At 65.4% G+C, this 26,248-nt stretch carries 20 protein-coding genes and 4 pseudogenes; 8 read left to right on the top strand and 16 right to left on the bottom strand.

From position 1 onward, the window contains the following. A pseudogene (gene greB, locus ACZ5KU_RS23650) lies at positions 1–497 on the top strand (transcription elongation factor GreB). Between the two features lie 60 nt (positions 498–557). Here the strand turns inward: greB and ACZ5KU_RS23655 are convergent. From ACZ5KU_RS23655 to ACZ5KU_RS23665, 3 genes and pseudogenes are all read right to left on the bottom strand, one after another. Continuing rightward, positions 558–866, bottom strand: coding sequence for a hypothetical protein (locus ACZ5KU_RS23655; RefSeq protein WP_054060667.1), 309 nt, complete (start codon positions 864–866; stop codon positions 558–560). Positions 867–1,137: 271 nt separating this feature from the next. After that, on the bottom strand, positions 1,138–1,572 hold the full coding sequence (locus ACZ5KU_RS23660; RefSeq protein WP_416770114.1) for a DoxX family protein: 435 nt from the start codon (positions 1,570–1,572) through the stop codon (positions 1,138–1,140). Positions 1,573–1,675: 103 nt separating this feature from the next. Then, a pseudogene (locus ACZ5KU_RS23665) lies at positions 1,676–3,108 on the bottom strand (MltF family protein). A gap of 238 nt (positions 3,109–3,346) precedes the next feature. On the opposite strand from ACZ5KU_RS23665, the gene ACZ5KU_RS23670 reads away from it, so the two are divergent. The 3 genes from ACZ5KU_RS23670 to ACZ5KU_RS23680 all read left to right on the top strand — a co-directional run bounded on the left by ACZ5KU_RS23670 (position 3,347) and on the right by ACZ5KU_RS23680 (position 6,036). Then, the gene (locus ACZ5KU_RS23670) at positions 3,347–4,153 is read left to right on the top strand and encodes a TatD family hydrolase (RefSeq protein WP_464736361.1); all 807 of its coding nucleotides are present in this window, start codon (positions 3,347–3,349) and stop codon (positions 4,151–4,153) included. Between the two features lie 86 nt (positions 4,154–4,239). Continuing rightward, entirely contained in the window at positions 4,240–5,718 is a 1,479-nt protein-coding gene (locus ACZ5KU_RS23675; protein ID WP_054063051.1) for a methyl-accepting chemotaxis protein, read from the top strand. An 84-nt stretch (positions 5,719–5,802) separates the two neighbouring features. Next, a complete protein-coding gene (locus ACZ5KU_RS23680; protein ID WP_054061531.1) occupies positions 5,803–6,036 on the top strand; it encodes a hypothetical protein in 234 nt (77 codons plus the stop codon). Positions 6,037–6,172: 136 nt separating this feature from the next. On the opposite strand, the gene ACZ5KU_RS23685 is transcribed toward ACZ5KU_RS23680, so the two are convergent. The 6 genes and pseudogenes from ACZ5KU_RS23685 to ACZ5KU_RS23710 all read right to left on the bottom strand — a co-directional run bounded on the left by ACZ5KU_RS23685 (position 6,173) and on the right by ACZ5KU_RS23710 (position 12,353). Next, complete coding sequence (locus ACZ5KU_RS23685) at positions 6,173–6,970, bottom strand: acyl-CoA thioesterase (protein WP_464736362.1); 798 nt, start codon at positions 6,968–6,970, stop codon at positions 6,173–6,175. Positions 6,971–7,256: 286 nt separating this feature from the next. Next, positions 7,257–8,021, bottom strand: coding sequence for a CHAD domain-containing protein (locus ACZ5KU_RS23690; RefSeq protein WP_464736363.1), 765 nt, complete (start codon positions 8,019–8,021; stop codon positions 7,257–7,259). A 24-nt stretch (positions 8,022–8,045) separates the two neighbouring features. Further along, entirely contained in the window at positions 8,046–9,998 is a 1,953-nt protein-coding gene (locus ACZ5KU_RS23695) for a transglutaminase TgpA family protein (protein ID WP_464736364.1), read from the bottom strand. After that, positions 9,995–10,950 (bottom strand): annotated as a pseudogene (locus tag ACZ5KU_RS23700) (DUF58 domain-containing protein). Before ACZ5KU_RS23700 ends, ACZ5KU_RS23695 begins: the two are co-directional and overlap by 4 nt. Then, complete coding sequence (locus tag ACZ5KU_RS23705; protein ID WP_054063056.1) at positions 10,947–11,864, bottom strand: AAA family ATPase; 918 nt, start codon at positions 11,862–11,864, stop codon at positions 10,947–10,949. Before ACZ5KU_RS23705 ends, ACZ5KU_RS23700 begins: the two are co-directional and overlap by 4 nt. Positions 11,865–12,074: 210 nt before the next feature. Continuing rightward, a complete protein-coding gene (locus ACZ5KU_RS23710) occupies positions 12,075–12,353 on the bottom strand; it encodes a hypothetical protein (protein WP_017902690.1) in 279 nt (92 codons plus the stop codon). 189 nt (positions 12,354–12,542) lie between these two features. On the opposite strand from ACZ5KU_RS23710, the gene ACZ5KU_RS23715 reads away from it, so the two are divergent. Then, complete coding sequence (locus ACZ5KU_RS23715) at positions 12,543–13,583, top strand: patatin-like phospholipase family protein (RefSeq protein ID WP_054061485.1); 1,041 nt, start codon at positions 12,543–12,545, stop codon at positions 13,581–13,583. Positions 13,584–13,628: 45 nt separating this feature from the next. Here the strand turns inward: ACZ5KU_RS23715 and ACZ5KU_RS23720 are convergent, their stop codons facing one another. The 6 genes and pseudogenes from ACZ5KU_RS23720 to kdpF form a co-directional block, all read right to left on the bottom strand. Further along, complete coding sequence (locus ACZ5KU_RS23720; protein ID WP_054061486.1) at positions 13,629–14,324, bottom strand: response regulator; 696 nt, start codon at positions 14,322–14,324, stop codon at positions 13,629–13,631. Positions 14,325–14,360: 36 nt separating this feature from the next. Continuing rightward, a complete protein-coding gene (locus tag ACZ5KU_RS23725) occupies positions 14,361–17,012 on the bottom strand; it encodes a DUF4118 domain-containing protein (RefSeq protein WP_464736365.1) in 2,652 nt (883 codons plus the stop codon). A gap of 129 nt (positions 17,013–17,141) precedes the next feature. Further along, positions 17,142–17,693 (bottom strand): potassium-transporting ATPase subunit KdpC, encoded by a 552-nt coding sequence (gene kdpC / locus ACZ5KU_RS23730; protein WP_054058190.1) that lies wholly within the window; start codon positions 17,691–17,693, stop codon positions 17,142–17,144. Positions 17,694–17,784: 91 nt separating this feature from the next. Next, a pseudogene (gene kdpB, locus ACZ5KU_RS23735) lies at positions 17,785–19,832 on the bottom strand (potassium-transporting ATPase subunit KdpB). Between the two features lie 16 nt (positions 19,833–19,848). Then, positions 19,849–21,558: a potassium-transporting ATPase subunit KdpA gene (gene kdpA / locus ACZ5KU_RS23740; protein WP_464736366.1), complete on the bottom strand. Its 1,710-nt coding sequence runs from the start codon at positions 21,556–21,558 to the stop codon at positions 19,849–19,851. Positions 21,559–21,569: 11 nt separating this feature from the next. Beyond that, a complete protein-coding gene (gene kdpF / locus ACZ5KU_RS23745) occupies positions 21,570–21,659 on the bottom strand; it encodes a K(+)-transporting ATPase subunit F (RefSeq protein ID WP_464736367.1) in 90 nt (29 codons plus the stop codon). A gap of 367 nt (positions 21,660–22,026) precedes the next feature. Here kdpF and ACZ5KU_RS23750 point away from each other — a divergent pair, with 367 nt between their 5' ends. The 3 genes from ACZ5KU_RS23750 to xopAW all read left to right on the top strand — a co-directional run bounded on the left by ACZ5KU_RS23750 (position 22,027) and on the right by xopAW (position 24,785). Further along, on the top strand, positions 22,027–22,791 hold the full coding sequence (locus ACZ5KU_RS23750) for a response regulator (protein ID WP_054058188.1): 765 nt from the start codon (positions 22,027–22,029) through the stop codon (positions 22,789–22,791). Further along, a complete protein-coding gene (locus ACZ5KU_RS23755; protein WP_054058187.1) occupies positions 22,791–23,843 on the top strand; it encodes a sensor histidine kinase in 1,053 nt (350 codons plus the stop codon). The genes ACZ5KU_RS23750 and ACZ5KU_RS23755 overlap by 1 nt, the downstream gene beginning before the upstream one ends. Positions 23,844–23,957: 114 nt before the next feature. After that, positions 23,958–24,785 (top strand): XopAW family type III secretion system calcium-binding effector, encoded by an 828-nt coding sequence (xopAW, locus tag ACZ5KU_RS23760; protein ID WP_464736368.1) that lies wholly within the window; start codon positions 23,958–23,960, stop codon positions 24,783–24,785. A 356-nt stretch (positions 24,786–25,141) separates the two neighbouring features. On the opposite strand, the gene ACZ5KU_RS23765 is transcribed toward xopAW, so the two are convergent. Continuing rightward, positions 25,142–26,194: an AI-2E family transporter gene (locus ACZ5KU_RS23765; RefSeq protein ID WP_464736369.1), complete on the bottom strand. Its 1,053-nt coding sequence runs from the start codon at positions 26,192–26,194 to the stop codon at positions 25,142–25,144. Positions 26,195–26,248 lie beyond the last annotated feature (54 nt).

Genomic DNA, 26,248 nt, shown 5'->3' on the forward strand with positions numbered 1-26,248 from the left:
ATGAGCCGTTATCGCCCTCCCCGCACCGCCGGCACCGCCCTGATCACCCCGAGGGCGAGGCCCGCATGCGCGCCGAACTGCATGAACTGTGGCACGTGCGCCGGCCGCAGGTCACGCAAGCGGTCAGCGAGGCGGCCGCCCAGGGCGATCGTTCGGAAAACGCCGAATACACCTATGGCAAGAAAATGCTGCGCGAGATCGACAGCCGCGTGCGCTTCCTGACCAAGCGCCTGGAAAACCTCAAGGTGGTCGGCGAACGCCCAAGCGATCCGAACAAGGTCTATTTCGGCGCCTGGGTCACCATCGAGAACGAGGAAGGCAAGGAGTCGCGCTACCGCATCGTCGGCCCGGACGAACTGGACCTGAAGCTGAACCTGATCAGCATCGACTCACCCCTGGCCCGTGCCCTGATCGGCAAGACGCTGGATGCCGAAGTGCGGGTGATGACCCCGACGGGCGAGCAACTGGTGTACATCACGGCAATCGACTATCCCTGATTCGCGGCGCCCACTTCGCGGATACTTCCGCGAAGGGCCTCACCCAAATCCCTTAAAGACTCACCGCCGGGTGATCAGCCCCTGCCGCGCCACCCGCGTCAACTGCCGAATCACCGCCTCGGCCCGCTCCGCACTCGGCGACTGGATCACCGCCATGTCGAAACTGTCGCTGGCAAAGCGCTCCAGCGAATCGCCATCTTCGGCAAACTGGATCAGGAACGCCGAAGCCCGTCCCTTGCGACGCGGCCAGCCGTCCAGGCAACGCAGCAGCGTCGGCTGATTCTGGCCGCACAGGAGAATTTTCGGGTTGCGTTCGGGAAGGTTGGCCGTGATCGGCACCAGACGTACAACAGGGCGTGGATTGTTCAACGTGCGTGTCTCCGCCTCAACGATCTGCCGGGCAGGTGTGAGGCAACACCGAACCAGCGCTTTAGCGGTATTTCGAAGCCTGGACCAGGCCTCTGGCGGAGTGCTGTGGACTCCCCTGGCGCCCCGCAAGTAGCTGTTTAAATCGGCGCATGCAAAGCATCCTAGAGAAGCGCGGGGGGCACTGTCAAGAATCGCGCCGGACGGTGTCCCGTAAAAGCATGACAACGAAAAAGGCCCGCAAGTGCGGGCCTTTGGTGATCATCGGGGGATATCAGCGGTTGATGATGCCATCGACCGAGGCCTTGCCGGCGCCTTCGATCAGCACGGCGAGGGTGCCACCCAGCAGCGCCAGGGCGAACTCGTAGCCGTTGTTGCTCATGAACAGGCCGTTGTGGATGTGCACCGAGAGGATCGCCACCACCAGGGTGAAGGTCAGGCCCAACGCCGCAGGACGTGCCAGCAGGCCGATGATCAGCGCCAGGCCGCCGAAGAACTCGGTGCCGCCAGCCAGCAGCGCCATCAGGTGGCCCGGTGCCAGGCCGATGCTTTCCATCCACTGTGCGGTACCCGCCAGGCCATAGCCACCGAACAGGCCGAAGAGTTTTTGCGCGCCGTGGGCGGCGAAGATGATCCCCACCAGAATCCGCAGGATGGTGAGGCCGTAGCCGGCACGGGTGTTCAGAACGCGTTGGGTCAGAGTGCTCATGGTTGAATCCTTAATTCAAATGTCGAGTTGATGGGCGCCATACTAATCAGTTTTTAAAATGAAAAAAGCGCAAAAAACCTGACATAACAATCGAACTATTCGATCATTTCCGTGAGGCAATCTTCCTTCCGTTGTGTTCCAGAGAATCCCTTTCCAGGGAACCGCGCTCCCGATCGAACGCCAGGTAATACTTGTTCACACTATTAACATAGTTGACCGGAGCCATTCCTACCTGCTCCATCGCCACCCGTTCAACCTGGAAAAACCACTGGTTGGGATTCAGGCCGCGCCGCCGCGCCTCGGTGCGCATGCCCTGGACCCGCTCGGGGCCCATGTTGTAGGCGGCCAGGACAAAAGCCATGCGTTCGCGTTCGTTGAGCTTGGGGCTGGCGAAGAACTTGCGGCGGATCATCGCCAGGTAGCGGGCTGCGGCCTGCACGTTGTTATCGACATTCTGGATATTGCCCACCCCGACCCGCTGGGCCGCCGACGGGGTGATCTGCAACAACCCGGTGGCACCGCTCGCGCCACGGGCGTTGGGGTCCAGCGCCGACTCCTTGAACGCCAGCGCCGCCAGGTTCAGCCAGTCAATACCCTGGGCCTGGGCATGCCGCTGCAGCACCGGCCGCAGCTTCTCCAGCTTCTGCCGGTCATCGCGGGCCAGCGGGTAATGCACCTGGTACAGGCGCCGATAGATGCGCAGGAAGGCCGCATCCTGGTCGGAGGGCGATTTATAGGTCTTGAAAAAACGATCGATGCTGGCCAGCAACATCGACGCGTCACGCCGCACGAACCAGCGCATCTGTCCCGGCTCGCCGACCAGCACCTGCCGGTCGAAGCGCAGCTTGGGCATGATCCTGGCCCAGCGCTCGGCAATCGGCTGCTCGACGACGGTCAGGTGAAAGATCCCGCCCTGGACCATTTCCAGCACGTCCTCCACCGCCAGGCTCGGGTCGACCCACTCGACCTTCACCGGCGCCAGCTTGTGCAGGGCCAGCTTCTGGTTGATCTGGTTCACCGCATCGGCGGCGGCGCTGCCGGTGGCTAGGGTCAGCGTGCGTCCGGAAAGCTGTTCGACCCGGGTAATGCGCTTTTCCCCTTGAGCCCCACCAGCAGCAGCGGCACCGGGTTGCCGATCGGCTCGCTGGCGCTGACCGCATGCCCGGCTTGCGCCTCGAGCAGTTCGCCCGGCGCGACCAGGTCGCCTTCACCCCGCTGCAGTGCGCCGAGCAACTGGTCCTTGGCCTTGGGGATGAGCTTGAGGGTGATTTCCTGATTGTCCCGGGCATGCCCGTTCAGGTACTGCTCGAAGGCCCGCAGCCGGTGGTACTCGACCCCGATCGCCTCGCCCTGGATTTCTCCCGAGCTGTTGCGACTCTGGTTGACCAGCACCCGCAGGACACGGCTGCCGCGGATTTCCGCCAGGTCGCGGACCTTGCCCGGATGGCCGATTTCCAATGGCCCAGCCAGCCGCGCTACCGCCGGCAACGGCAGCAGGAACAGGCACAGCAGGAGCAACAGCGAGGGTCGCTTCATCCGTTCTCCGCAAAGAATACTGTCCCGCCGCAAGCCCCATGGCCTGGTACGGGTCGTTGGAACCGAGCGTCTCTGTGAACGCGAATCAAGGTGCGCAAGACGGGTACGGCAGCGGCCTGAAGGCTGGCACTGCTCGCTTGCGGCCTTAAAAGACAGTCATAACTCGTTGTAGTTCTTGGTTTTTATTATAAATCTACAGCTCTGATATGCTTTGTGGCCTGCGGCCTGAGGACGAACCATGCAACTCATCGATATCGGCGTCAACCTGACCAACTCGGCTTTTTCCGGAAAACACCGGGAAATACTCGACCGCGCACAGGCCGCCGGGGTCTGCCAACTGGTCGTCACCGGCACCAGCATCGAGGGCAGCGAGCAGGCCCTGGAGCTATGCCGGACGCTGGATGAGAGCGGTCGCCAGCTGTTCGCCACGGCCGGTATCCACCCCCACTCCGCCAGCGACTGGAATGCCGACAGTGCCGCTCGTCTGAAAACCCTGCTCAGGGAAGCCAACGTCTGCGCGGTCGGTGAATGCGGGCTGGATTTCAACCGCGATTTCTCGCCACGCCCACAACAGAAAAAAGTCCTCGAGGAACACCTGGCCCTGGCGGTGGAACTGCAACTGCCGGTGTTCCTCCACGAACGCGATGCCAACCCGCGCCTGCTGCAGATCCTGCGCGACTACCGCGACCGCCTGCCGGCCGCCGTGGTGCACTGCTTCACCGGCGAACAGCGGGCGCTGTTCAGCTATCTGGACCTGGACCTGCACATCGGCATCACCGGCTGGATCTGCGACGAACGCCGCGGCACCCACCTGCACCCGCTGGTACGGGAAATTCCCCGTGGCCGCCTGATGCTGGAGAGCGATGCGCCCTACCTGCTGCCCCGCAGCCTGCGGCCCAAGCCGAAGAACGGACGCAACGAACCGGCATTCCTCACCGAAGTCCTGCGTGAAGTGGCCCTGCACCGCGGCGAAACCGAGGCCGACCTGGCCGCCCACAGCAGCGCCTGCGCCCGGGCGTTCTTTGGCCTGCCGCCGATTGCTTGACCCATATCAACACGTCTTCACTTTGCGCGGGACACAATGATGGCACCTTGCCAATACTGTTTCCGCTCAATCAGAGAAGACCTTCCATGGGTGCCTGGCTTAGCAATATCTCGCTGAAATACAAATTCTGGGCCGTCAACGCAGTGGCCTTCGTCACCACCCTGTTGCTGGTGCTGTACGCGGTACAGTTGGAGCAGCAGGCCCGCACCGACGCCGCGCGCGCCGCCGCCCAGGCCGAGGCGCGGCTGCTGGCCAGCTGGCCCGCCGGCCAGCCCCTGCCGCAGAACGACCAGTTGCTGGTGTTCCAGAGCGGCCAGACGCCCAGCCTCAACGGCCAGATGCTGCCACGCCTGAGCGACGCCCAGGGCTGGGTCGGCTACGACTACATGCCGCTGTTCGGCGACAACCCTTTGCTCGGTGCCGAAGTGGTCAGCCATGGCACCCAGCGGGTGGCCGTACTCGCCTACGCGCCGAGCCTGGCGCAGGTGTTCGGCGAGCGCTTCACCCAATACGCCGTGGCCGTGTTCATCCTGATGCTGGCGATGCTCTGCGCCTCGCAGTTGCTGATCCGTTTCCTGCTCAGCCAGCTCAACACCCTCAAGGACGTGATGCTGCACGTGGAAAAGACCGGCGACCTGTCCGCCCGCGTGCCGCTGGCGTGCAAGGATGAAGTCGGCCAGATGGCCAGCGCCTTCAACGCCATGCAGGCCGGCTACCAGCGCGTGGTCGGCACCGTCGCCCGCACCGCCGCGCAGTTGGATGTCGGCGCGGCGCGCCTGGCCTCGAGCATGAACGATGTGCAGCACGGCATGCTCGGCCAGCAGAGCGAAACCGACCAGGCCGCCACTGCCATCAACGAGATGACCGCGACGGTCTATCACATCGCCCAGCATGCCGGCGCCACCCGCGACCTGTCGAAGACCGCCGACACCCTGGCCGGCAGCGGCCAGGAAGTGGTCAGCCGTGTCCAGCAGTCGATCGCCGGCCTGTCCAGCGGCGTACAGCAGACCGCCGAGATGATCCAGCGCCTGGCCGAGGACAGCCAGAAGATCAACGGCGTGGTCAGTGTGATCCACAGCATCGCCGAGCAGACCAACCTGCTCGCCCTGAACGCGGCGATCGAAGCCGCCCGGGCCGGTGAAATGGGCCGGGGTTTCGCGGTGGTCGCCGACGAGGTGCGCAACCTGGCCAAGCGTGTGCAGACCTCCACCGATGAAATCACCACCATGGTCTCGGCCCTGCAGTCCGGCACCCGCGATGCCGTGGATTTCATGCAGGAAAGCTCGTTCAAGGCCGACGACTGCGTACAGCAGGCCCAGGAGGCCGGGGCCGCCCTGGCCGAAATCACCGGCGCGGTCGCGCAGATGCGCGAGAGCAATACCCAGATCGCCGTGGCCGCCGAGCAGCAGAGTCAGGTCGCCGAGGAGATGAACCGGGCCGTGGTGAGCATCCGGGATGTCACCGAAAACACCGTGCAACAGACCGTGGACTCGGCCAGCACCAGCAATGAACTGGCGACCCTGGCCGGTGAACTGAACAGGGCTATTGGCCAGCTCAAGCTATAGGTGCGATAGCAACAGTTGATTCGTCGCCGAGGTTTGCCCGGCTTATTCTTGGTCCATCGAATCCACGAACCAAGGGGCATAACCATGGGCAAACGTCATCCCAACCTTCCCGCCTGGCAATGGCGCGTTGCGCCGCAACACTCGAACGATGGCACCCGCGAAGGCCTGCAGCTGCTCTCGGTGATCCTGTTTGCCCTGGCCTTCCTGCTGCTGGCCAGCGGAGTGTTCACCCAGGACCTGACCAACGTCGCCATCGGCGTGATCGGCCTGGTCGCGGCCAGCGCAGTGCAGCGCAAGCGGCAGACGCTCGAAGCCTAGTAACCGGACGCCGAAAGCACAACGCTCCTGTAGGAGCACACGGTCCCGGACTGCCCCCAAGAAGTTGGACACCCATCCAACCCTTGGGGGATTCCTATCCCAAAATAAGTACCTCGGCTCCCACACACAGCGCCAGTCAGCCGAATACCGTGACGGTCTGTCGGCTAAGAGCGATCAGCCGGTCATCCGGGCTCCACAGCGCTGCCGCCACATGCCCGTAGCCATCGCGGGCATGCTCGATCACCGCCAGGTACTTGCACCAGTCCAGGGTGTCGAGCTCCAGCAGCGGTTGCACGAACTCGATGGTCCAGGTCAGGGTACTGCCCGCCGCCAGCTTCTTCAGCTGCGGCAACAGCGCCGGCGGCCAGGCATCCACCAGGGCCAGCAGGTGCGCCTCGCTCAGTGGCTCCTGCTCGACATCACCGCGCAGGCGCACCCAGCCGCCCATCTCCCGCGAAGTGTTGCCGGTGAACGGAAAGCCGCCAACCGCCCAGCGCATCGCCAGGTGCTGCATGAACTCCGGCGTCACGCCCTTGACGTACGGCAGTTCCTGGCACTGGTCCCAGTGCTTCATGTCCGGCGCCGGCTCGGCCGCCATCGCCACCACCGACTCCCGGGAGGCACCGAAGCTGCCCTGCACCAGAGTCACCACCTGACCGTTCTGCAGCGCCCGCCCGAGCACCTGGCTGACCGCCTTGCCTTCGCGCAGCACCTCGACCTCGAAACTGACCGGCACCCCTGGCTCGACCGGACCGACAAAGGTCACCGCCAGCGAACGGACGGGGCGATCAGCCGGCACCCGGGCGCGCATGGCTTCGTACTGGAGCGCGACCACCAGGCCGCCGAACGAGGCGCGCCCCTGGCCCCATTCGGCCGGAATGACAAGAGCCTGGGGGTCGCGACGAACCCCTTCGAGCAAATCGGAAAAGCGCATGCACACCTCGGCTGGACAAGAATTCCCTGAAACCCGCTGCAAGCCAGTGGCCCACAAGATTGGTTCGCCTACCCAAATTCGAGCCCTGGGGGTTGCCTGGCAAGACGCCATGACCCCTCGTAGTCACGCTACGGCGAGAATGGCAACGCAGCCCTGGACCGAAGTTGAGCAAGCGAATGAACCACACAGGCCACCCTACTTGCATCATGGAAGTGAATCTTAACCAGCCTCTTCGCGAGGTAAAGCGTCCATTCCAGCCAAATGACCCGCCATACAGGTCGTCATCTCAGGGGAAACAGCTGCTGCTCAGTTTCTCCAGCATGCGGTCCGACTTGCCTTCGGCGCGAGCCATGGTATGGCGCCAACCCTTGACGCAGGGTTGCAGGTCCTCCTGGGTCTGGGCCTGGAGCAACCATTGCCAACAGTCATGCCAGTCGCCCAGGGCTTCCTGGGCCGCCTTGAGCCGCCGCAATGCCGGTGCCGGCAGCCGGTCCAGTTCCGGGTAGGCTTCGGCGGCGTAACGCACCCGCTTGATCAGCAGACGCAGGCGATGGCGGTCGTGCCCCGGTGCGTGCAAGGCCTCGTCCAGGGCCTGCCACTGCTTGGCCAGGCGCTTCTCGATGCGCTTGCGCAAGCCCTTGAGCAGGCCCTGACGCTCCGCGGCACGGAGGAAACGCGGGAAGGCATCGAGTACATCGAGCAGGTGCCGCAGTTCATTGCTGCGCGCCACGGCCCAGTAGTCCTGGGACAGTTGCGCGGTGCGCCGCGTGGCCGCGGCATGCTGGCCCTGGCGGTGCAGATAGGCCGCCAGCACCTCGCGGTCGCGGATCGGCGTGGTCGAGCGCCCCACTTCGGCTGCCGCCTGCTCCAGTTGCTCGACACCCGGCAATCCGCGCAATGGCCGCAGCAGGCCGCGCAGGCGGCGCACGGCGATGCGCAGGTCATGCAGGCCCTCGTCATCGGTCAGCGCATCGACCCGCGCATGACAGGCCAACAACCGCACGTGCAGGTTCAACACCTGAGCCACCAAACGATCCACCAGGGCCGACATCGACATTTCCTCCCAAATCGAACTTCAAAGACTGCGACGTAATGCCTGCAACGCCTGTTGCAATACATCCATCGACGGGGTTTCTTCAGCATAGCGCTGGCTGACGAACAACTCGCCAAAGCGACGGATGTCCGGCGCCTGCAGCGGCAACTGTACGGCGGCGCGCTCGACGAATGCCAACGGTCCCTCGCCCGGCTCACGGACCAGGCCACGGCGGCGCAGCAGTCGTTCAAAGGTCATGAACGCGCGCAGTTGCGGATCGGCCTTCGCCTGCCAGGGGCGCAGCAGCCATAACGACAGCAATGCCAGGATCAGCACCAGGCCGATCGGCAGCATCACCCCGGCCAGGTCGCCGAACCAGCGCCCGAGTATCTGCAACTGCTGCTCGCCCTGATAGCCCAGGACCCAGCGTTGCCAGGCGTAATTGAGGTTATCCCAGCCCAGGCGCAACTCGTTGAGCCAGCTCAACTGACGGTACCGCAACGGCGAGAACGCCAAAGCCCCCGGCGCGCCCTCATCGGCCGCCAGGGCCTGCTCCATGCCCTGGTCGATGCGCTGCGGCGCCACCACGTAGGTCGGGTCGACACTGCGCCAGCCCTGCCCGGTCTGCCAGTACTCGACCCAGGCATGGGCGTCGTACTGGCGCACGGTCAGAAAGTGGCCGGCCGGATTCAACTCGCCTCCCTGATAGCCGGCCACCACCCGCGCCGGAATGCCCGCCGCGCGCAGCACATAGGTCATGGCGCCGGCGAAGTGCGCGCAGAAGCCCTGGCGGCTGTCGAACAAGAAGCCGTCGATACTGTCGGGCCCCAGGGTCGGCGGCCTGAGGGTGTAGTGATAGGGTTCGTCGTGAAAATGCCCGAGCAGCGCCGCCACCAGCGCGTCGGGCTGTGGATAGGTGCGCCGCAGTTCGGTCGCCCATTGGCGGGTTCGCGGGTCGCCCTGGGCCGGCAGTTGCAGGGCGCGACGGCGGGCCCGTTCGTCGAGCTGCGGGTCGCGTGACACCTGCGGCCAGGAACTGGCCCGGTACAGCAGCGCCTGTTGCACCGGGCGCTGACGTTGCAGGCGATAGTCCGCCAGTTGGCGCACATCGCCCAGATCACTGCTGGCGACATCCAGCGTCGGCAGCCAGGGCTTGCCGCTCGGTTGCAGGAGGATGCTGTAGCGCCAGGGCTCACCGCTGGCCTGCCATTTCGGCGCCGGGCTCGAGGCGATGCCCGGCGACTGGCTCCAGCGGCGGCCGTCGAACTGCTCCAGGGTCAAGGCACGCCAGTACAACGCCCGTCGCGGCGGCAGCGGGCCGTCGAAACTGGCACGAAACGCCAGGTCGGCGGAGCGCCCGAGTTCGGCGACATCGGCCGGCGACATGTTTTCGGACAGCCCGCTCAGGCCCTTGTCGCTCGGCAACGGCAACGACCATAGCGGTGCGATCCGCGGGAAGAACAGGAACAACAGCAGCATCAGCGGCACGGCCTGCGCCAACAGGGTCGCGGCCAGTTTCAAGGTCGCCGCCGGCCGGGTGCCGGGTCCCTGCTGCAAGCCGATCAGGGCCGCCAGCAGGGCCCCGATCGGCAGCAGGCTGTAGGCCGCCCACGGCAGGCTGTCCTCGAACAGATAGGCCACCGCCACGCAGAACAGGCCGAGAAATATCAGCACCAGCGCATCGCGGTGGGTGCGGGTTTCCACCAGCTTGAGGATGAACATCGCCACCAGCAGCACCGCGCCGGCGTCCAGGCCGATCAGGCTGCTGCGCGAAAGCCAGATTCCGGCGATGGTGAACAGCAGCAACAGCAGTTCCAGCAGCCGCCCGGGAAAGGCCGCGCGCATGCGATACACCTGGATACGCCAGAAGCTGCAACCGAGCCAGAAGGCGACCATCCACAACGGCACGTGGAACCAGAACGGCACCATGACCAGGGCCTGGGCCACCAACAGCCAGACCAGGCTGGCCCGGGAAATCGTCGTCACGTGACTCATGCCTCTTGCCCGAACAGCGCCAGGGCGCGCAGGCACGCTTCGCAATGGGCCGCACCGCTGTCGGTGGCCAGGCGTCGACCGGGCAACTGCAAGGCGAACGGCTGCTGGCGACGGGTCAACTCCAGCACCCAATAGCACAGACGCGACAGGCGCTGCTCGACATCGCCGCCCAGGGCGAGGAAATCCAGGCAATGTTCCCGACCCTCGAGGCGGGCGAAATCCTTGATCAGCAGCCCTTGTCCACGGGAGTAGGCCTTCCAGTGCAAGCGACGCCAGGAGTCGCCGGGCTGGTAGGGCTTGAGCCCCTGGTAGTCATCGACGCCGTGCCCGTGGGCCCGCGCGCCCTCCTCCCGCTCATCCTCCGGCAGGCTGGCCAGGACCGGCAGCTCACCTTCCAGCGGCTGTGGATAAACCAGCACCCGCTGCCCCAGGTCGACCCAGCTCCAGGCACGCAGGATACCCAGGGGGAAGCTGCTGCGCACACCGATCCGCGGGGCTGCCAGCCAGCCGCGCGCCACGGTCGGCCGGGTCAGTTCCAGCTCGCTGAAACCCGCCGGCGGACATCGGTCGCCTGGGTCGTCCGGGCCGACCAGCCGAGATGGACCGCCTGGTGGCTCTTGCCGGCGCTTTCCAGGCGGACCACGAAACGCGCCTGCTCACCGACGAACACCGCCGGCCCGACCCCGGCGCTCAGCACCAGCCCCCGCAGGTTGCGATAGGTATGCAGGATCGCCACGACGAACAGCGACAACAGCAGGAAGCACAAGCCATAGGCGAGGCTGTTCTGATAATTGATCGCCACCAGCAGGATCAGCAGCAGCAAGGCGGCAAACACCCCACCGGTACGGTTGGGCAGGATGAAGATCCGTCGCTGGGTCAGCTCCACCCGCGCCGACGGCGGCAGGCGCCGGGCCAGCCAGGCCCGCCACGCCGTGCGCAGCCGGCTCATCAAAGCGCCGGCACCTCGCGCAACAGCCACTGCACCAGGGCGCCACCACCCAGCCCGGCCGGGTCGGCACGCTCGCGCAGGCGATGGCCGATCACCGCCGGCAACACCGCCTGCACGTCTTCTGGAATCACGTAGTCCCGCCCGGCCAGCAACGCCCAGGCCCGGGCAGCGGCAAGGATCGCCAGGCTCGCCCGCGGCGACAGGCCCCAGGCGAATTGCGCTTCACTGCGGGTCGCACCGACCAGGCGCAGCACATAGTCCACCAACGCATCGCTGGCGCGGACCTGCTTGACCTCCTGCTGCAACACGGCCAGTTCGCCATGGCTGAGGATCGGTTGCAGCCGCGGCAGCAGGTCCCGCCGTGAGGTGCCCTGCAACAGCGCCTTTTCCGCCGCCCGGGCCGGATAACCGAGGGACACGCGCATCAGGAAACGATCGAGCTGCGACTCGGGCAAGGCAAAGGTGCCGCCCTGGCTGGTGGGGTTCTGCGTGGCGATGACGAAAAACGGCGATGGCAACGGCCGGGTGGCGCCCTCGATGGTCACCTGGCCTTCCTCCATGGCTTCGAGCAGGGCGCTCTGGCTCTTGGGCGTGGCGCGATTGATTTCATCGGCCAGCACCAGCTCGGCGAAGATCGGCCCGGGATGGAAGACGAAAGCGCCGCTATCCCTGTCGAACACCGAGGTGCCGAGAATATCGCTGGGCAGCAGGTCGGAAGTGAACTGGATACGTTGAAAACTCAGGCCAAGGACCTTGGCCAGGGTATGACTGAGCGTGGTCTTGCCCATGCCGGGCAGATCCTCGATCAGCAGATGGCCGTCGGCCAGAAGACAGGTCAGGGCCAGACGGACCTGCGCATCCTTGCCCAATACCACCTGGTTGACGGCCTGCAGGCAGGCTTCCAGCTTACTGCGCATAGGCAGACATCCAAACGAGGGAAACGCCGGAGATATTATCGCAGGAACCCCGTGGGAGCCGGATTTATCCGCGAAGAGGGCAACGCGTCTTTCAGCAAGACCTCGTTATCGTTCTTCGCGAATAAATCCGACTCCCACGGGAAGTTGTCCTTCAGCTTCGCCAGGGAGAAGCGCTCCTGCAAGATCAGGCATCCCGCCTCGCCACTGCGTTCAACGACCGGCGCGCGACTCGCGGATGTAGAAACGCGCTTTCTCGGCCTTGGCCGAGCAGCCCTCATAGGCCTCGAACTGCTGCTGGGTCTTGGCCCCGGTCAGCAACGAGAGCGCCTTGGAATAGCTCACGGTTCCGGCAAAGCCTTCGGCCTTGGCCAGGTCCAGTTCACGCCAGGCGGCATCCAGCTGGGTACCACAGGTTTCGCGATAGGCGGTCTTGCCCGCGCAACCAGCCAACGCCAATGCAATCAATGGCACACAGATCCAGGCTTTCATCGATGACACCTCAGAGAAAAAACAGTCGTGCAGCTTATGACGGTGCGCCAGGCAAAAAGTGCCTTGCCCCGTTCCACAAGCTTAGCCAATCCACATGAACGCAAGCCATCCGGCCTTTCGAACAGCTCGGCGATTGTACCTCAGCCCGCCTTGGGTGCATTGTGAGTCACCGGCCGGAAGGAGTGCATGATGAAAAAACGTGTCGCATTGGTACTGGGCTCGGGTGGGGCCCGGGGGTACGCGCATATCGGGGTGATCGAGGAGATCGAACGGCGCGGCTATGAGATCGCCTGTATCGCCGGTTGCTCGATGGGCGCGGTGGTCGGCGGAATCTACGCCGCCGGCAAGCTCGACGAGTATCGCAACTGGATCGAGAGCCTGGACTATCTCGACGTCCTGCGCCTGGTCGACGTCAGTTTCCGGCTGGGGGCGATCCGCGGCGAAAAGGTCTTCGGCCAGATCCGCAAGATCGTCGGTGAAATCGATATCGAAGACCTGCGCATCCCCTATACGGCGGTCGCCGCCGACCTGACCAACCAGCAGGAAATCTGGTTCCAGGAAGGTTGCCTGCACCAGGCCATGCGCGCCTCGGCGGCCATCCCAAGCCTGTTCACCCCGGTCATGCAGGGCAACCGCATGCTGGTCGATGGCGGCCTGCTCAATCCGTTGCCGATCGTGCCGGTGGTCTCCAGCCACTGCGACCTGATCATCGCCGTCAACCTCAACGCCACCAATCAGAAGCAGTATCAGTTGCCGGTGATCCAGCGTCCGCCGGCCTTCAAGAGCCGCTTCAACGCCCTGCTCAGCTCCATGGGCTCGCGCCTGCCGTTCCGGCGCAAGCAGGCCGAGGAACTGCTGCGCCTGGAACAGCAGACCCTCGCCGCGGATTCGGCGGACCTCAGCAATGCCTGGCTCGACCCCGCCGATCCCGAGGCCCAGCAACCGGCAGCGGCCCCCGAGGTCGCTGGTGCGCCGAAGTCGGCGACGGGTTCGTTCATCGTCGACAACGTCGGCCCGGCGTCCTTGCTGGACCTGATCAACCAGAGTTTCGAAGTGATGCAGACGTCGCTGGCGCAGTACAAGATCGCCGGATACCCGCCGGATATCCTGATCAACGTGCCCAAGCGCGTGTGCCGGTTCTTCGAGTTCTACAAGGCGCCGGAGCTGATTGCCCTGGGCCGCGAGATCGCCCGCGATACGCTGGATCGCTACGAGGAGGAACGGCGCTGAGACCGAGGGACCACGCAGCTTCCACAGTAGTGGATGGATCGTGTCTCAGGCCTGGTTATCGAGCAGGCGATAGCCGACGCCGGCCTCGGTGACGATGAAACGTGGCCGTGTCGGGTCGTCCGCCAGTTTCTGGCGCAGGTGCCCGACCACGATCCGCAGGTAGTGGCTGTCCTCGGTGTGGGTGGGGCCCCAGATGTCCTTGAGCAGTTGCTGCTGGGTGATGACGCGCCCGGGATGCCGTGCCAGTTGGGCCAGCACCGCATACTCCTTGCGCGTCAACGCCACTTCCGCCCCGTCCAGCGACACCCGGCGATACGCCAGGTCGACGGTCAGCGGGCCGAACCTCAAGGCCGCCTCCTGGACCTCGCCCGCCGGTACCTGGCGCAACAGCGCACGGATCCGCGCCAGGAACTCCTGGATGCCGAAGGGCTTGGTCACATAGTCGTTGGCACCACCGTCGAGGGCCTGGACCTTCTGCGCCTCGCTGGCGCGCACCGACAGCACCAGCACCGGCGCCGCGGACCACTCGCGAAACTCGCGCAGCACCTGCTGGCCGTCCATGTCCGGCAAGCCGAGGTCGAGCACCAGCAGGTCGGGCTTGTTCAGCGCCGCCTGGGCCAGGCCCTCGGCGCCGGTACCCGCCTCCAGTACCTTGTACCCCTGGGACGCCAGGCTGATACGCAGGAACTTGCGAATCTGCGGTTCATCGTCGATGACCAGGATGGTCGATATCTGGCTCATGATTGCGGCATCTGGCTGAGAAATGGCCGAAGCATATCAGGCTTCACTTTCAAGTCCCGGTTGCTCCTGCAGGGGCAGGAACAGGGTGATACAGGTACCGTGCCCGTCGATGCCCTCCGCCACGGCGATATGCCCACCATGGGCACCGACCATGCCCTGGCAGATCGCCAGCCCCAGCCCCGTGCCCTGCCCGCCGCGATCGCCGCGGGCAGCGGTGTAGAACATGTCGAAGATCTTGCTGCGCTCTTCTTCGGGAATCCCCGGGCCCTCGTCGCTGACCGCGAAGAACAGTTCACCCTCGGCGGTGCCGGCGCGGATCTGCAGACGGCCATGGGCAGGAGAAAATCGCGCGGCGTTTTCCATGACGTTGACCAGGGCCTGCTCGATCAACGCCGCATGCACGTAGAGCAAGGGCAGTTCATCCGGTACCTGGGTGCTGACCTGCAACGGTGCCAGTACCGCTCGCAGCCGGTTCAGCGCGCTGCCGACGATATCCGCTGGCGCCACCCAGTCCCGCGCCAGTTTCAGCGCGCCGTGGCCCAGGCGGGTCATATCCAGCAGGTTCTGGATATAGCGGTCAAGCCGCTCGGCCTCGTCGCGGGTGCCCTCCAGCAACTCCACACGGTCGGCCAGCGGGATCGCCTCGCCCAGGGCCAGCAGGCTGTCGATACTGCCACGCATCGAGGTCAAGGGCGTGCGCAGGTCATGGGACACCGAGGCCAGCAAGGCGCTGCGCAATTGCTCGGTTTCCCCATGCAGACGCGCCGCCTCCAGATCGTCGGCCAAGCGTGCCCGCGCCAGGGCCTGGGCCAGTGGCTGGCTCAGCGCGGTCAACAGGCGACGGCGCTGGCCGGTCAATGACTGGCCCTCGCGGGGACGCACGCCGAGCAGCGCCAGCGGGCCGTCCTCCACCGACAACGGCCACCACCACCAGCGCCCGAACGGCAAGGTACCGGTGCCCATCCCGGCCGGCTGGTCGTGCTGCCAGGCCCAATCGGCGGCGGCGCGCTCGGCCTCGGAAAAGCTCAATGCGCCACCGCTCTCGATCTTCCAGCCACCCTGGCCGTCACGGTTGAACAGGCACAGCTCCAGCTCTTCCCAACCGCTGAGGTGCTGCGAAGCCGCACTGATCACCGCCTGGCGGTCGGTGGCGGCGGTCAGCTTGCGCGACAGGTCGAGCAGTTCGCTGGTTTCCTCCTGGGTATCGCGCAGGGCCTGCAACTGCCGGCGCTGGCGAGCGGCCAGGTTGCCGGTCAGCGCCGCCATCATCAGGAAGAACAGCAGCGTCAGCACATCCTCTTCGCGCTGGATCTCGAAGGAAAAGTTCGGCGGAATGAACAGGAAGTCATAGGTCAGGAATGACAGCACCGCACAGGCCAGGGCCGGCCCCAGGCTGCTGCGCACCGCCACCAGCAGCACTGCGGCCAGAAACACCAGGGAGATGTTCGGCAACGGCAGGACACTGGCCACGCCCCAGGCCAGGGCGCTGGCCAATACTGTCGCCAGCAGTGCCAGCAGGTAGTCGGTCCAGACGACCGCATGGGGTTCACGGGCACGGGGCTGACGTTGCTCCTCCTGGCTGTCGAGGACGTTGATTTCCAGCCCGCGGGCATTGCGCAACAGCCGCGCGGCCAGCCCGCCACCGAACAACCGGCGACGCAGGCGTTGGCGCGACTGGCCGACCAGCACCAGGCTGGCACGACGCTCGGCGGCGTGCTGGATCAGGGTCTTGGCCACCTCGCCGGCCCGCAGCAGCACCACTTCGCCGCCCAGTCGCTCGGCCAGTTGCTGGGCGCTCTGCAGGCGCAGTCGCGACTGTTCGTCACGGCTGCTGCCGTTGTCCACATGGACCAGGCTCCAGGGCAGGTGCCGACGCTGGGCCACCCGGCTGGCATGGCGCACCAGGCGCTCGGCCTGGGCATCGCCATCCACGCCCACCAGCAGGCGCCCGCGAATCGCCGGCGCATCCTGGCCGAGGGAGCGGTAGCCAAGGGTCAGGTCATTGTCGACCTGCGCGGCAGCGGTCTGCATCGCCAATTCGCGCAGGGCGGTGAGGTTGGTCTGGGTGAAGAATGCATCGATCGCCGCCCGCGCCTGTTCCGGCACGTAGACCTTGCCGTCGCGCAGGCGCTCGAGCAGTTCCCGTGGCGGCAGGTCGATCAGCAGCAGTTCGTCGGCCTCCTGCAGGACCCAGTCGGGCAGGGTCTCGCGCACCTGCACGCCGGTGATACCGCGTACCTGGTCGTTGAGGCTTTCCAGGTGCTGGACGTTGACCGTGGTGAACACGTCGATGCCGGCGGCCAGCAGTTCCTGAACATCCTGCCAGCGTTTCAGATGTCGGCTGCCGGGTGCATTACTGTGGGCCAGCTCATCGACCAGCACCAGTTTCGGCCGGGCCCTGAGCAGGCCGTCGAGGTCCATTTCCTCAAGCAGCACGCCACGGTACTCGGACCGCACCAGGGGCAGTTGCGGCAACCCCGAGAGCAGCGCCTCGGTCTCCGCCCGACCATGGGTCTCCACTACGCCGGCCAGTACTTTCACGCCCTGGCGCAGTTGCGTGTGGGCCGCCTGCAGCATCGCATAGGTCTTGCCCACGCCCGGGGCGGCACCGAGAAACACCTTGAGCCGGCCACGACCGGTCCGGGGCAGTTCGGCGAGCAGCGCGTCGGCGCGGCCTGAATCACTCATGTACTGGGTTCCCACTGATAGAACTGGCCCCGATGCGGGGATTTCATGGATTTGAGCAGGCCTTGAGGGCCTGTTCGCGGGCAAGCCACGCTCCTAGAGGAATCACCGCACTTTTACCTGGGAGCATGCTTACTTCGAGATATCGGCCAGCGCCGCATTCAATGCAAGCACATTGACCACCGGCGGGCCAATCAGCGGCTGCTCGATATGCGCTTCCAGCAGTTTTTCCACGGTCGCCGCCGGCAGGTTGCGCGCCTGCGCCACCCGTGCCAGTTGATAGCGAACCGCAGCCGGTGGCAAGTGCGGATCGAGGCCGCTGCCGGAAGTGGTCAGCAACGCCAGCGGCACCGGCCCCTGGCCGGGCACGACCTGCTTGGCCGCATCGTCGAAAATCCGTGTCGCCAGTGCCGGGTTGCCCGGCGACAGGTTGCTCGCGCCACTGGATACCGTGGCAAAGGCCCCGGCCGACGGCCGTGGGTGAAACCAGGCATCGCCGGTGAAATCCTGGGCGATCAACGACGAGCCGCGGACCTTGCCGTCGGCATCGACCAGCAGGCTGCCGTTGGCCTGGTCGGGGAAAACGGCCTGGGCCACGCCGGTGACCACCAGGGGGTAGGCGATGCCGGTGATCAGGGTCATCAGGGCCAACAGGCTCAGGGCTGGGCGCCATACGCTAGACATGTTCAGTTCCTCGATTCGGGTGATGCGGTGATGGGTCCGGTGTGCTGATGCGTGGGCAAGCCCGCTCCCACAATGGAGCGGGCTGCATGAGCTACACCAGGTGCAGCGCGGTCAACAGCAGGTCGATGGCCTTGATGCCCACGAACGGCACCAGGATTCCGCCCAGGCCATAGATCAGCAGGTTGCGCCGCAACAGGTGCGCGGCACTCGCCGCCTGGACCCGCACGCCACGCAGCGCCAGCGGGATCAGCACGACGATGATCAGGGCGTTGAAGACGATGGCCGACAGGATCGCGCTCTGCGGACTGGCCAACTGCATGATGTTGAGCACCCCGAGCTGTGGATAGATCGCCGCGAACAGCGCCGGCAGGATCGCGAAGTACTTGGCCACGTCGTTGGCGATCGAGAAAGTGGTCAGCGCACCACGGGTCACCAGCAATTCCTTGCCGATCTGCACCACATCCAGCAGCTTGGTCGGATCGCTGTCGAGGTCGACCATGTTCGCCGCTTCCCGCGCCGCCTGGGTACCATCGTTCATCGCCATGCCGACGTCGGCCTGGGCCAGCGCCGGGGCATCGTTGGCACCGTCGCCGCACATCGCGACCAGGCGCCCATCGTTCTGCTCAAGGCGGATCCGCGCCAGTTTCTTCTCCGGCGTGGCCTCGGCCAGCACGTCGTCGACGCCGGCCTCGGCAGCGATCGCCGCCGCCGTCAGCGGGTTGTCGCCGGTGACCATGACGGTGCGGATACCCAGCTTGCGCAGTTCGGCAAAACGCTCGCGGATGCCTGGCTTGACCACGTCCTTGAGGTGAATGGCCCCCAGCAGCTTGCCTTCGGCGCAGACCAGCAGGGGCGTGCCACCACTCTGGGCGATCCGGTCGATCTCCCGGGACAGCGCCGGCTGCAGGTCGGCGCGCTTCTGGCCGAGGAACGCCAGCAGCGAATCCACCGCGCCCTTGCGATACACCCGGCCCTGATGGTCGACACCCGACAGCCGGGTCTCGGCACTGAACGGTACCGCGGTCAGCTCGGCAGCCGCCGGCTCCGTCTGTGGATAAAGGTCACGCAGGTATTCGACGATGGACTTGCCTTCGGCGGTCTCGTCGGCCAGCGATGCCAGCAGGGCCCCTCGGCCAGTTCACGAACCGGCACGCCGGGCGCCGGGTGGATCGCCGAGCAGCGGCGGTTACCGAAGGTGATGGTGCCGGTCTTGTCCAGCAGCAGCACGTGCACATCGCCGGCGGCCTCCACCGCACGGCCGGATTTGGCGATCACGTTCAGGCGAACCAGGCGATCCATCCCGGCGATACCGATAGCCGACAGCAGGCCGCCGATGGTGGTCGGGATCAGCGTCACCAGCAGCGCCACCAGGAACACCAGCGGCAGGCTGCCACCGGCGAAGTGGGCGAACGGCTGCAGGGTCACCACTACCAGCAGGAAGATCAGGGTCAGGCCGATCAGCAGGATGTCCAGCGCGACTTCGTTGGGCGTCTTCTGCCGCTTGGCGCCTTCCACCAGGGCGATCATGCGGTCCAGGGTCGACTCGCCGGGGTTGCTGGTGATGCGCACCAGCAACCAGTCGGAGACCAGCCGAGTGTTGCCGGTCACCGCCGAACGGTCGCCGCCGGACTCGCGGATCACCGGCGCCGACTCACCGGTGATCGCCGCCTCGTTGACCGCGGCGATACCTTCGATCACCTCGCCGTCGCCGGGAATCATTTCGCCGGCTTCGACCCGAACCACATCGCCCTTGCGCAGGCTGCTGGCGGGCACCACCTGGAAGCTGTTGTCGGCCTTGCGCCGCCGGGCGCTCAAGCCCTCGCTGCCGGCCTTGAGGCTGTCGGCGCGGGCCTTGCCACGGCCTTCGGCCAGGGCCTCGGCGAAGTTGGCGAAGAGCACGGTGAACCACAGCCAGATGGCGATCTGCACCGCGACGAAGGTCGGTACGGCGCTGTTGGGGACCAGGCAGAGGACGGTGGTCAGCACCGCCGTCAGCTCCACCACCAGCATCACCGGCGCCCGCTGCAACTGGCGCGGATCGAGCTTGACGAAGGCTTGCACCAGCGCCGGCCGCCACAGGTCGGCGACGGTGGTCCTGGGCTGTTCGACGACAGCCGGTTTTGTTGCGGGAAGCGGCATGTTCATCATCAGGTCCTCAATTCTTCAATCCGGTCACAGCCAGGCTCAGGTGATCCGCGATCGGTCCCAGGGCCAGGGTCGGCAGGAACGTCAGGCCACCGACCAGCAGGATGGTCACGGTCAGCAGGGTGACGAACAGCGGGCCGTGGGTCGGGAAACTGTTCTGGCCGACCGGTACGGTTTTCTTCATCGCCAGGCTGCCGGCCAGGGCCAGTACCGGCAGGATGTAGCCGAAGCGGCCGAGCAGCATGCTCAGGCCCAGCATCAGGTTGTGGAACGCGGTGTTGCCGCTGAAACCACCGAACGCCGAACCGTTGTTGGCACTGGCCGAGGTGTAGGCGTACAGCAGCTGGCTGAAACCGTGGGCGCCGGGGTTGCTGACCGCTCCGGCCGGGCCGGGCAGACTGGCGGCGATCGCCCCCAGCACCAGGGTGCCGACCGGCATCACCAGCAGAGTCACCACCAGCAGTTGCACCTCCCGAGCCTGGAGTTTCTTGCCCAGGTATTCCGGGGTCCGGCCGATCATCAGGCCGGCGAGGAACACTGCGATCAGCACGTTCAGCAACATGCCGTAGAGCCCCGCGCCGACGCCGCCGAAGATCACTTCGCCGACCATCATGTTGACCAGCGCGACCATGCCGCTCAGCGGGTTGAGGCTGTCATGCATGGCGTTGACCGAACCGTTGGAGGCGGCGGTGGTGGTCACGGCCCAGAGCACGCTGCCGGTGGTGCCGAAGCGGGTCTCCTTGCCTTCCAGCGGCGCGGTCTGTTCCACCACCGGATTGTTCAGCGTCGGGTTCGGCTGGTACTCGGCATACAGCGAGACCGCACCGCCGATCAGCAGCAGGGCCAGCATGCAGCCCAGGATCGCGCGGCTCTGGCGCAGGTCCTTGACGTAGTGCCCGAAGGTGAACACCAGCGCTGCCGGAATCAGGATGATCGCCGCCAGTTCGAACAGGTCGCTCCAGGCCGTCGGGTTCTCGAACGGGTGCGCCGAGTTGACGCCGAAGAAGCCACCGCCGTTGGTGCCCAACTGCTTGATGGCGATCTGGCTGGCGGCCGGGCCGAGCGGAATCACCTGGTCGGCGCCCTGCAGGGTCACGGCATTGACGTAGTGGGCGAAGGTCTGCGGCACGCCCTGCCAGACCAGGAACAGCGCCAGCAGCAGGCACAGCGGCAACAGGCCGTAGAGGGTGGCGCGGGTCATGTCGACCCAGAAGTTGCCCAGGGTCGACGCCGAGCGCCGGGCGATGCCGCGGCACAGCGCGACCAGCACGGCCAGGCCGGTGGCGGCGCTGACGAAGTTCTGCACGGTCAGGCCGACCATCTGGCTCAGGTAGCTGAGGGAGGCCTCGCCGCTGTAGTTCTGCCAGTTGGTGTTGGACATGAAACTGACCGCGGTGTTGAACGCCAGCGTCCACTCCTGGCCCGGCAGATTCTGCGGGTTGAGCGGCAGGTACTGCTGCAGTTGCAGGATGGCGAACAGCAGCACGAAACCGGCGAAGTTGAAGGCCAGTACCGCCAGGGTGTATTTCTGCCAGCTCTGCTCGGTCTTTTCATCCACCCCGGACAGCCGATAGCAGACCCGCTCCACCGGCCCCAGAAGCGGAGTCAGCCAGGTGCGCCGGCCTTCCATGACGTTGTAGTAGAACCGCCCCAGTGCGGGCGCCGGCAGCAGTACCAGCGCCAGGAATGCCAGGATCAGCCAATAGTCGTAACCATGCATAACCGCCGCTCCTAGTTCCGATCCGCGCCCAACAGCGCAACCAGTAGATAGATGAACAGCGCCACCGCCAGCAGCAGTGACACTCCGTCCAGAATGCCCATGGGATTTCTCCGTGATACGGCGATCGCCGCGTGTGGAGGCATTGTCGGAAGGAAGCCCGTAAAGGAACGAGAGCGACGCCCGGGTCGATACGTAAAGAAGGCGTAAAGAGTCAATTTACACAGGCGTTACGCCCTAGAATCCCCGGGCCGCTGACCTGGCGCCGATGCCGGCAGGGGGTTTGGGTGCCCACCGATTTGTGTCGAACTCGTTACATAACCGACAACCAGTCAACATGCGGCGCCTGTAGCTTCCTGCCGCAGCTACACTTGAAATGGATACCCCGCCTGCGGGCCGGGCACTCCCGACGTGCAACAACCTCGCGCAGCGCTTGGCGTTTCGCGGCTTTACCGGCAGATAATCACACGCATGCAGAACACTCCCGCCTCTCTGGCCGATGTCAACAAACCGCTATCGCCGGGCGATGACAAACGCTGGAATGTCCGCGCGCTGATCGTCGACGACGATATTCCGATCCGTGAACTGCTGATCGACTATCTCGCCCGCTTCAGTATCCAGGCGGTCGGCGTGACCGACGGCGCGGCGATGCGCCAGGCCATGCAACTGGAAACCTTCGATGTGGTGGTCCTGGACCTGATGCTGCCTGGCGAGGACGGCCTGTCGCTGTGCCGCTGGCTACGCTCCGAATCGGACATCCCGATCCTGATGCTGACCGCCCGCTGCGAACCCACCGACCGCATCATCGGCCTGGAACTGGGCGCCGACGACTACATGGCCAAGCCGTTCGAGCCGCGGGAACTGGTGGCGCGCATCCAGACCATCCTGCGCCGCGTGCGCGACGACCGTACCGAACAGCGGGCCAATATCCGTTTCGACAACTGGCGCCTGAACAGCGTGCTGCGCCAGCTGATCGCCGACGATGGCCTGGTGGTGCCGCTGTCCAATGCCGAGTTCCGCCTGCTGTGGGTGTTCATCGAACGTCCGCGGCGGGTGCTGAGTCGCGAGCAGTTGCTCGACGCCGCCCGGGGTCGCTCGATCGAAGCCTTCGACCGCAGTATCGACCTGCTGGTCTCGCGGCTGCGGCAGAAGCTCGGCGACGATCCGAAATCGCCCCAACTGATCAAGACCGTACGCGGTGAAGGCTACCTGTTCGACGCGCGAGACATCGGTTGATGCGCCCCCGCTTCAACACGCTGTTCGGCCGCCTGTTCGGCGTGTTGCTGCTGGCCATCGTCCTGGCCCACCTGCTGGCCTTTCTCTGGTTCCATCATTACGGTGGCGGCCCGCCACCGCCGCCGCCCCCAATGGACATGGCGCAGAACTTCGATCCGCGCCTCGGGCCGCCGCCATCGCATTTTCGTCACCCGCCGCGCCCGTGGTTTGGCGGCCCGCTGGTGCCTTTGACTTTTCAACTCGTGGCCCTGGTGATTGCCGCCTGGTACGGTGCCAAGCTGCTTTCACGGCCGATCCAGCGTCTGAGCGAGGCGGCCGAGCGCCTGAGCGAAGACCTCAACAGCCCGCCACTGGATGAAACCGGCCCGCAGGAAGCCCGTCAGGCCGCCGCCACCTTCAACCTGATGCAACAGCGTATCCGTGAGCAGGTGCAGCAGCGTGGCCGCATGCTCGGTGCGGTGTCCCACGACCTGCGCACGCCACTGTCACGCCTCAAGCTGCGCCTGGAGCAGATCGATGACGTGAAGCTGCAGGCGCAGATGCGCCAGGACCTGAACGACATGATCGGCATGCTCGACGCCACCCTCAGCTACCTGCACGAACAACGCACCAGCGAAGCCATGCAGTGGATGGACGTGCAGGCCCTGGTCGAGTCCCTGTGCGAGAACGCCCAGGACCAGGGCGCCCAGGTCCGAGCCAGCGGTCATTGCGCGCCACTGCTGGTGCAGCCGATGGCCTTGCGCTCCTGCCTGAACAACCTGATGGACAATGCCCTGCGCTACGCCGGCGACGCCCTGATCACCCTGGAGGACAGCCGGCGGCAGTTGATCATCCGGGTCATCGATCACGGCCCCGGCATCGCCGCCGACAAGCGCGAAGCGGTGTTCGAACCGTTCTATCGTCTGGAAGGTTCGCGCAACCGCAACTCCGGTGGCGTCGGCCTGGGCATGACCATCGCCCGGGAAGCCGCGCAACGCCTGGGCGGTGACTTGATCCTCGAGGAAACCGCCGGTGGCGGCCTGACCGCCGTGGTCACCCTGCCCCGCGCCTGATCGCTCTGTGTACCCACCGGTACAAAGCCCACATACCCTCGATACCTGTCCTTGGGAGCCTGCATGAGCCGGTGCACCGCCACCGGCCTTGCCAACACTTAGGGAGTGAGCACCATGATCGGTAGCGTCAGCAGTCTACTGAGCTACGTCGGCTACAACAGCACGACGACGGCCACGCAACGCCAGCAACAATTCCAGAAGCAACTGCTCGCCAAGCTCGATACCAACGGCGACGGTTCCATCAGCCAGGACGAACTGAACAGCGCCCTGTCGAAGGATGGCGACAACAAGCTGCTCACTGACCTGAGCCAGAATTTCACCTCACTCGACAGCGACGGCAGCGGCGGTATCAGCGTTGACGAACTGGCCGCACTCAAGCGCCCGGAACATGGCGATCGCGCACCTGACACCAGGCTGGCCGATGCCCTGCTCAAAGCCCTCGACACCAATGACGACGGTACCGTCAGCAACGACGAACTGAATACCGGCCTGACCAATACCGGCATCAACGCCGACAGTTCTTCGCTGCTCTCCTCCCTGGACAAGGATTCGAGCGGCAGCCTCAGCGTCGACGAACTGGCCGCAGCCTTCGCCCCGCCTCCGCCGCCGGCGCAACTGTCGAGCAGCCAGCTGTTCAGCCAGTTGGACACCGATGGCGATGGCAGCATCAGCCAGGCTGAACTGGCCAGCGCGCTGCAGGGCACCACCGACAGCTGTGCGACCAACACCGCCAGCAGCGCCGTCACAACGGCCAGTACCAGCAACACGGCCAGCGCCATGCTGCTCCAGGCCCTGGCCGACGCCAGCGGCACCCGCACCACCACCCAGACGGCCCAGGACAATATCACCGAGGCCCTCAGCCGGTTGCTGGTCAACCTCAACACCCAGTATCAGAACCGTAATACCGTGACGGCGACCAGCAGCACTGCGGCAGCGGCCTGATCCTGCGGTAATGGGAGATGCGGGGGTGCCTGAAAGTGCCGCGCCTATCTCACCGCCGCCTTCGCGGGCAAGCCTCGCTCCTACAGAGTTTCAGGCTGTGTACGAAATTGTTTGAAACGCAGGTTAGGCAAGGCGAAAACCGGCGAGGAACGCCCGGGGTCGCGCCCGACTTGACTGGTTGTCAATGAGCATTCCGAGCCGGTTTTTAACGCCGCATAACCAAGTTTCAAGCGATTTCGTACATAGCCTATGTCGTGCACAGAACAGGTGTGCGACACAAGCTCTGCAGGAACGAGGCTTGCCCGCGAAGAGGCCCGTGAGGCTCGGGCAACCCCGGAAGCCCCCAGCCATGAATGTCAGGTCTTCTCTTCGCGCCGCCCCTGGCTCGCACTCCAGTCCAGCAACAGGCTGTAGGCCACCGCCAGCAGGGTCGGTCCGATGAACAGGCCGATGAAACCGAAGCTGATCAACCCGCCGAAGACGCCCAGCAACACCACCACCAACGGCAGGTTGCCACCACGGCTGATCAGGTACGGCTTGAGCACGTTGTCCACGCCACTGACGATGAACGTGCCCCAGATGCCCAGGAACACCGCCATGCCGTACTCGCCCTTCCATACCAGCCAGCCCGTGGCCGGAATCCATATCAGTGGCGGCCCCATGGGAATCAGGCTGAGCAGGAAGGTGGCCAGCCCCAGCACCAGCGCGCCGGGCACTCCGGCGATCAGGAAACCGATCAGCGCCAGCACGGCCTGGGCGGCCGCCGTGCCGATCACCCCGTTGACCACCCGCTGCACGGTGCCGGCCACCAGTTCCTGGTAGTAGCCGGCCCGCTCGCCGATCAGCCGTTCCAGCAGGCTGAGCACGAACGTCGCCAGCCGCGGGCCATCCCGATAGAAAAAGAACACGAAGAGGATGCTCAGGGTCAGTTCGAGAATCCCGCCACCGATCTGCGCGCTGCGCGCCAGCAGCCAGTTGCCGACCTGCCCCAGGTAGGGCTTGACCGCCACCATCAGGGCCGCTCCTTGCTGGTCGACGGTGTTCCAGAAGCCCACCAGGCGCTCGCCGACGATCGGCACTCCCGCCAGCCAGGCCGGCGCCTCGGGCAGACCATCGACCTGCACGTCCTTGACGAAGCTCACCGCATCACGCACATGGTCCGCCAGGTTGAGCCCCAGCCACACCAGCGGCGCGGCCACCAGCACCGTCCAACCGAGGGTCAGCAGGCCGGCGGCCAATGACTCACGCCCACCCAGCAGGCGCGTCAGCAACAGCATCAGCGGCCAACTGGCAAAGGCCAGCACCGCGCCCCAGAACAGCGCCGACCAGAACGGCGCCATCACCCACAGGCTGGCCCCAAACAGCACCAGGAGCAGTATCTGCACCAACAGCCGATCATTATTGAGCATGGGGATTCCACAAAGAGGTCAGAAAGGAAAGCTTAGGCGAACCCACAAGCGTGC

Source organism: Pseudomonas sp. Tof1, assembly GCF_055390395.1.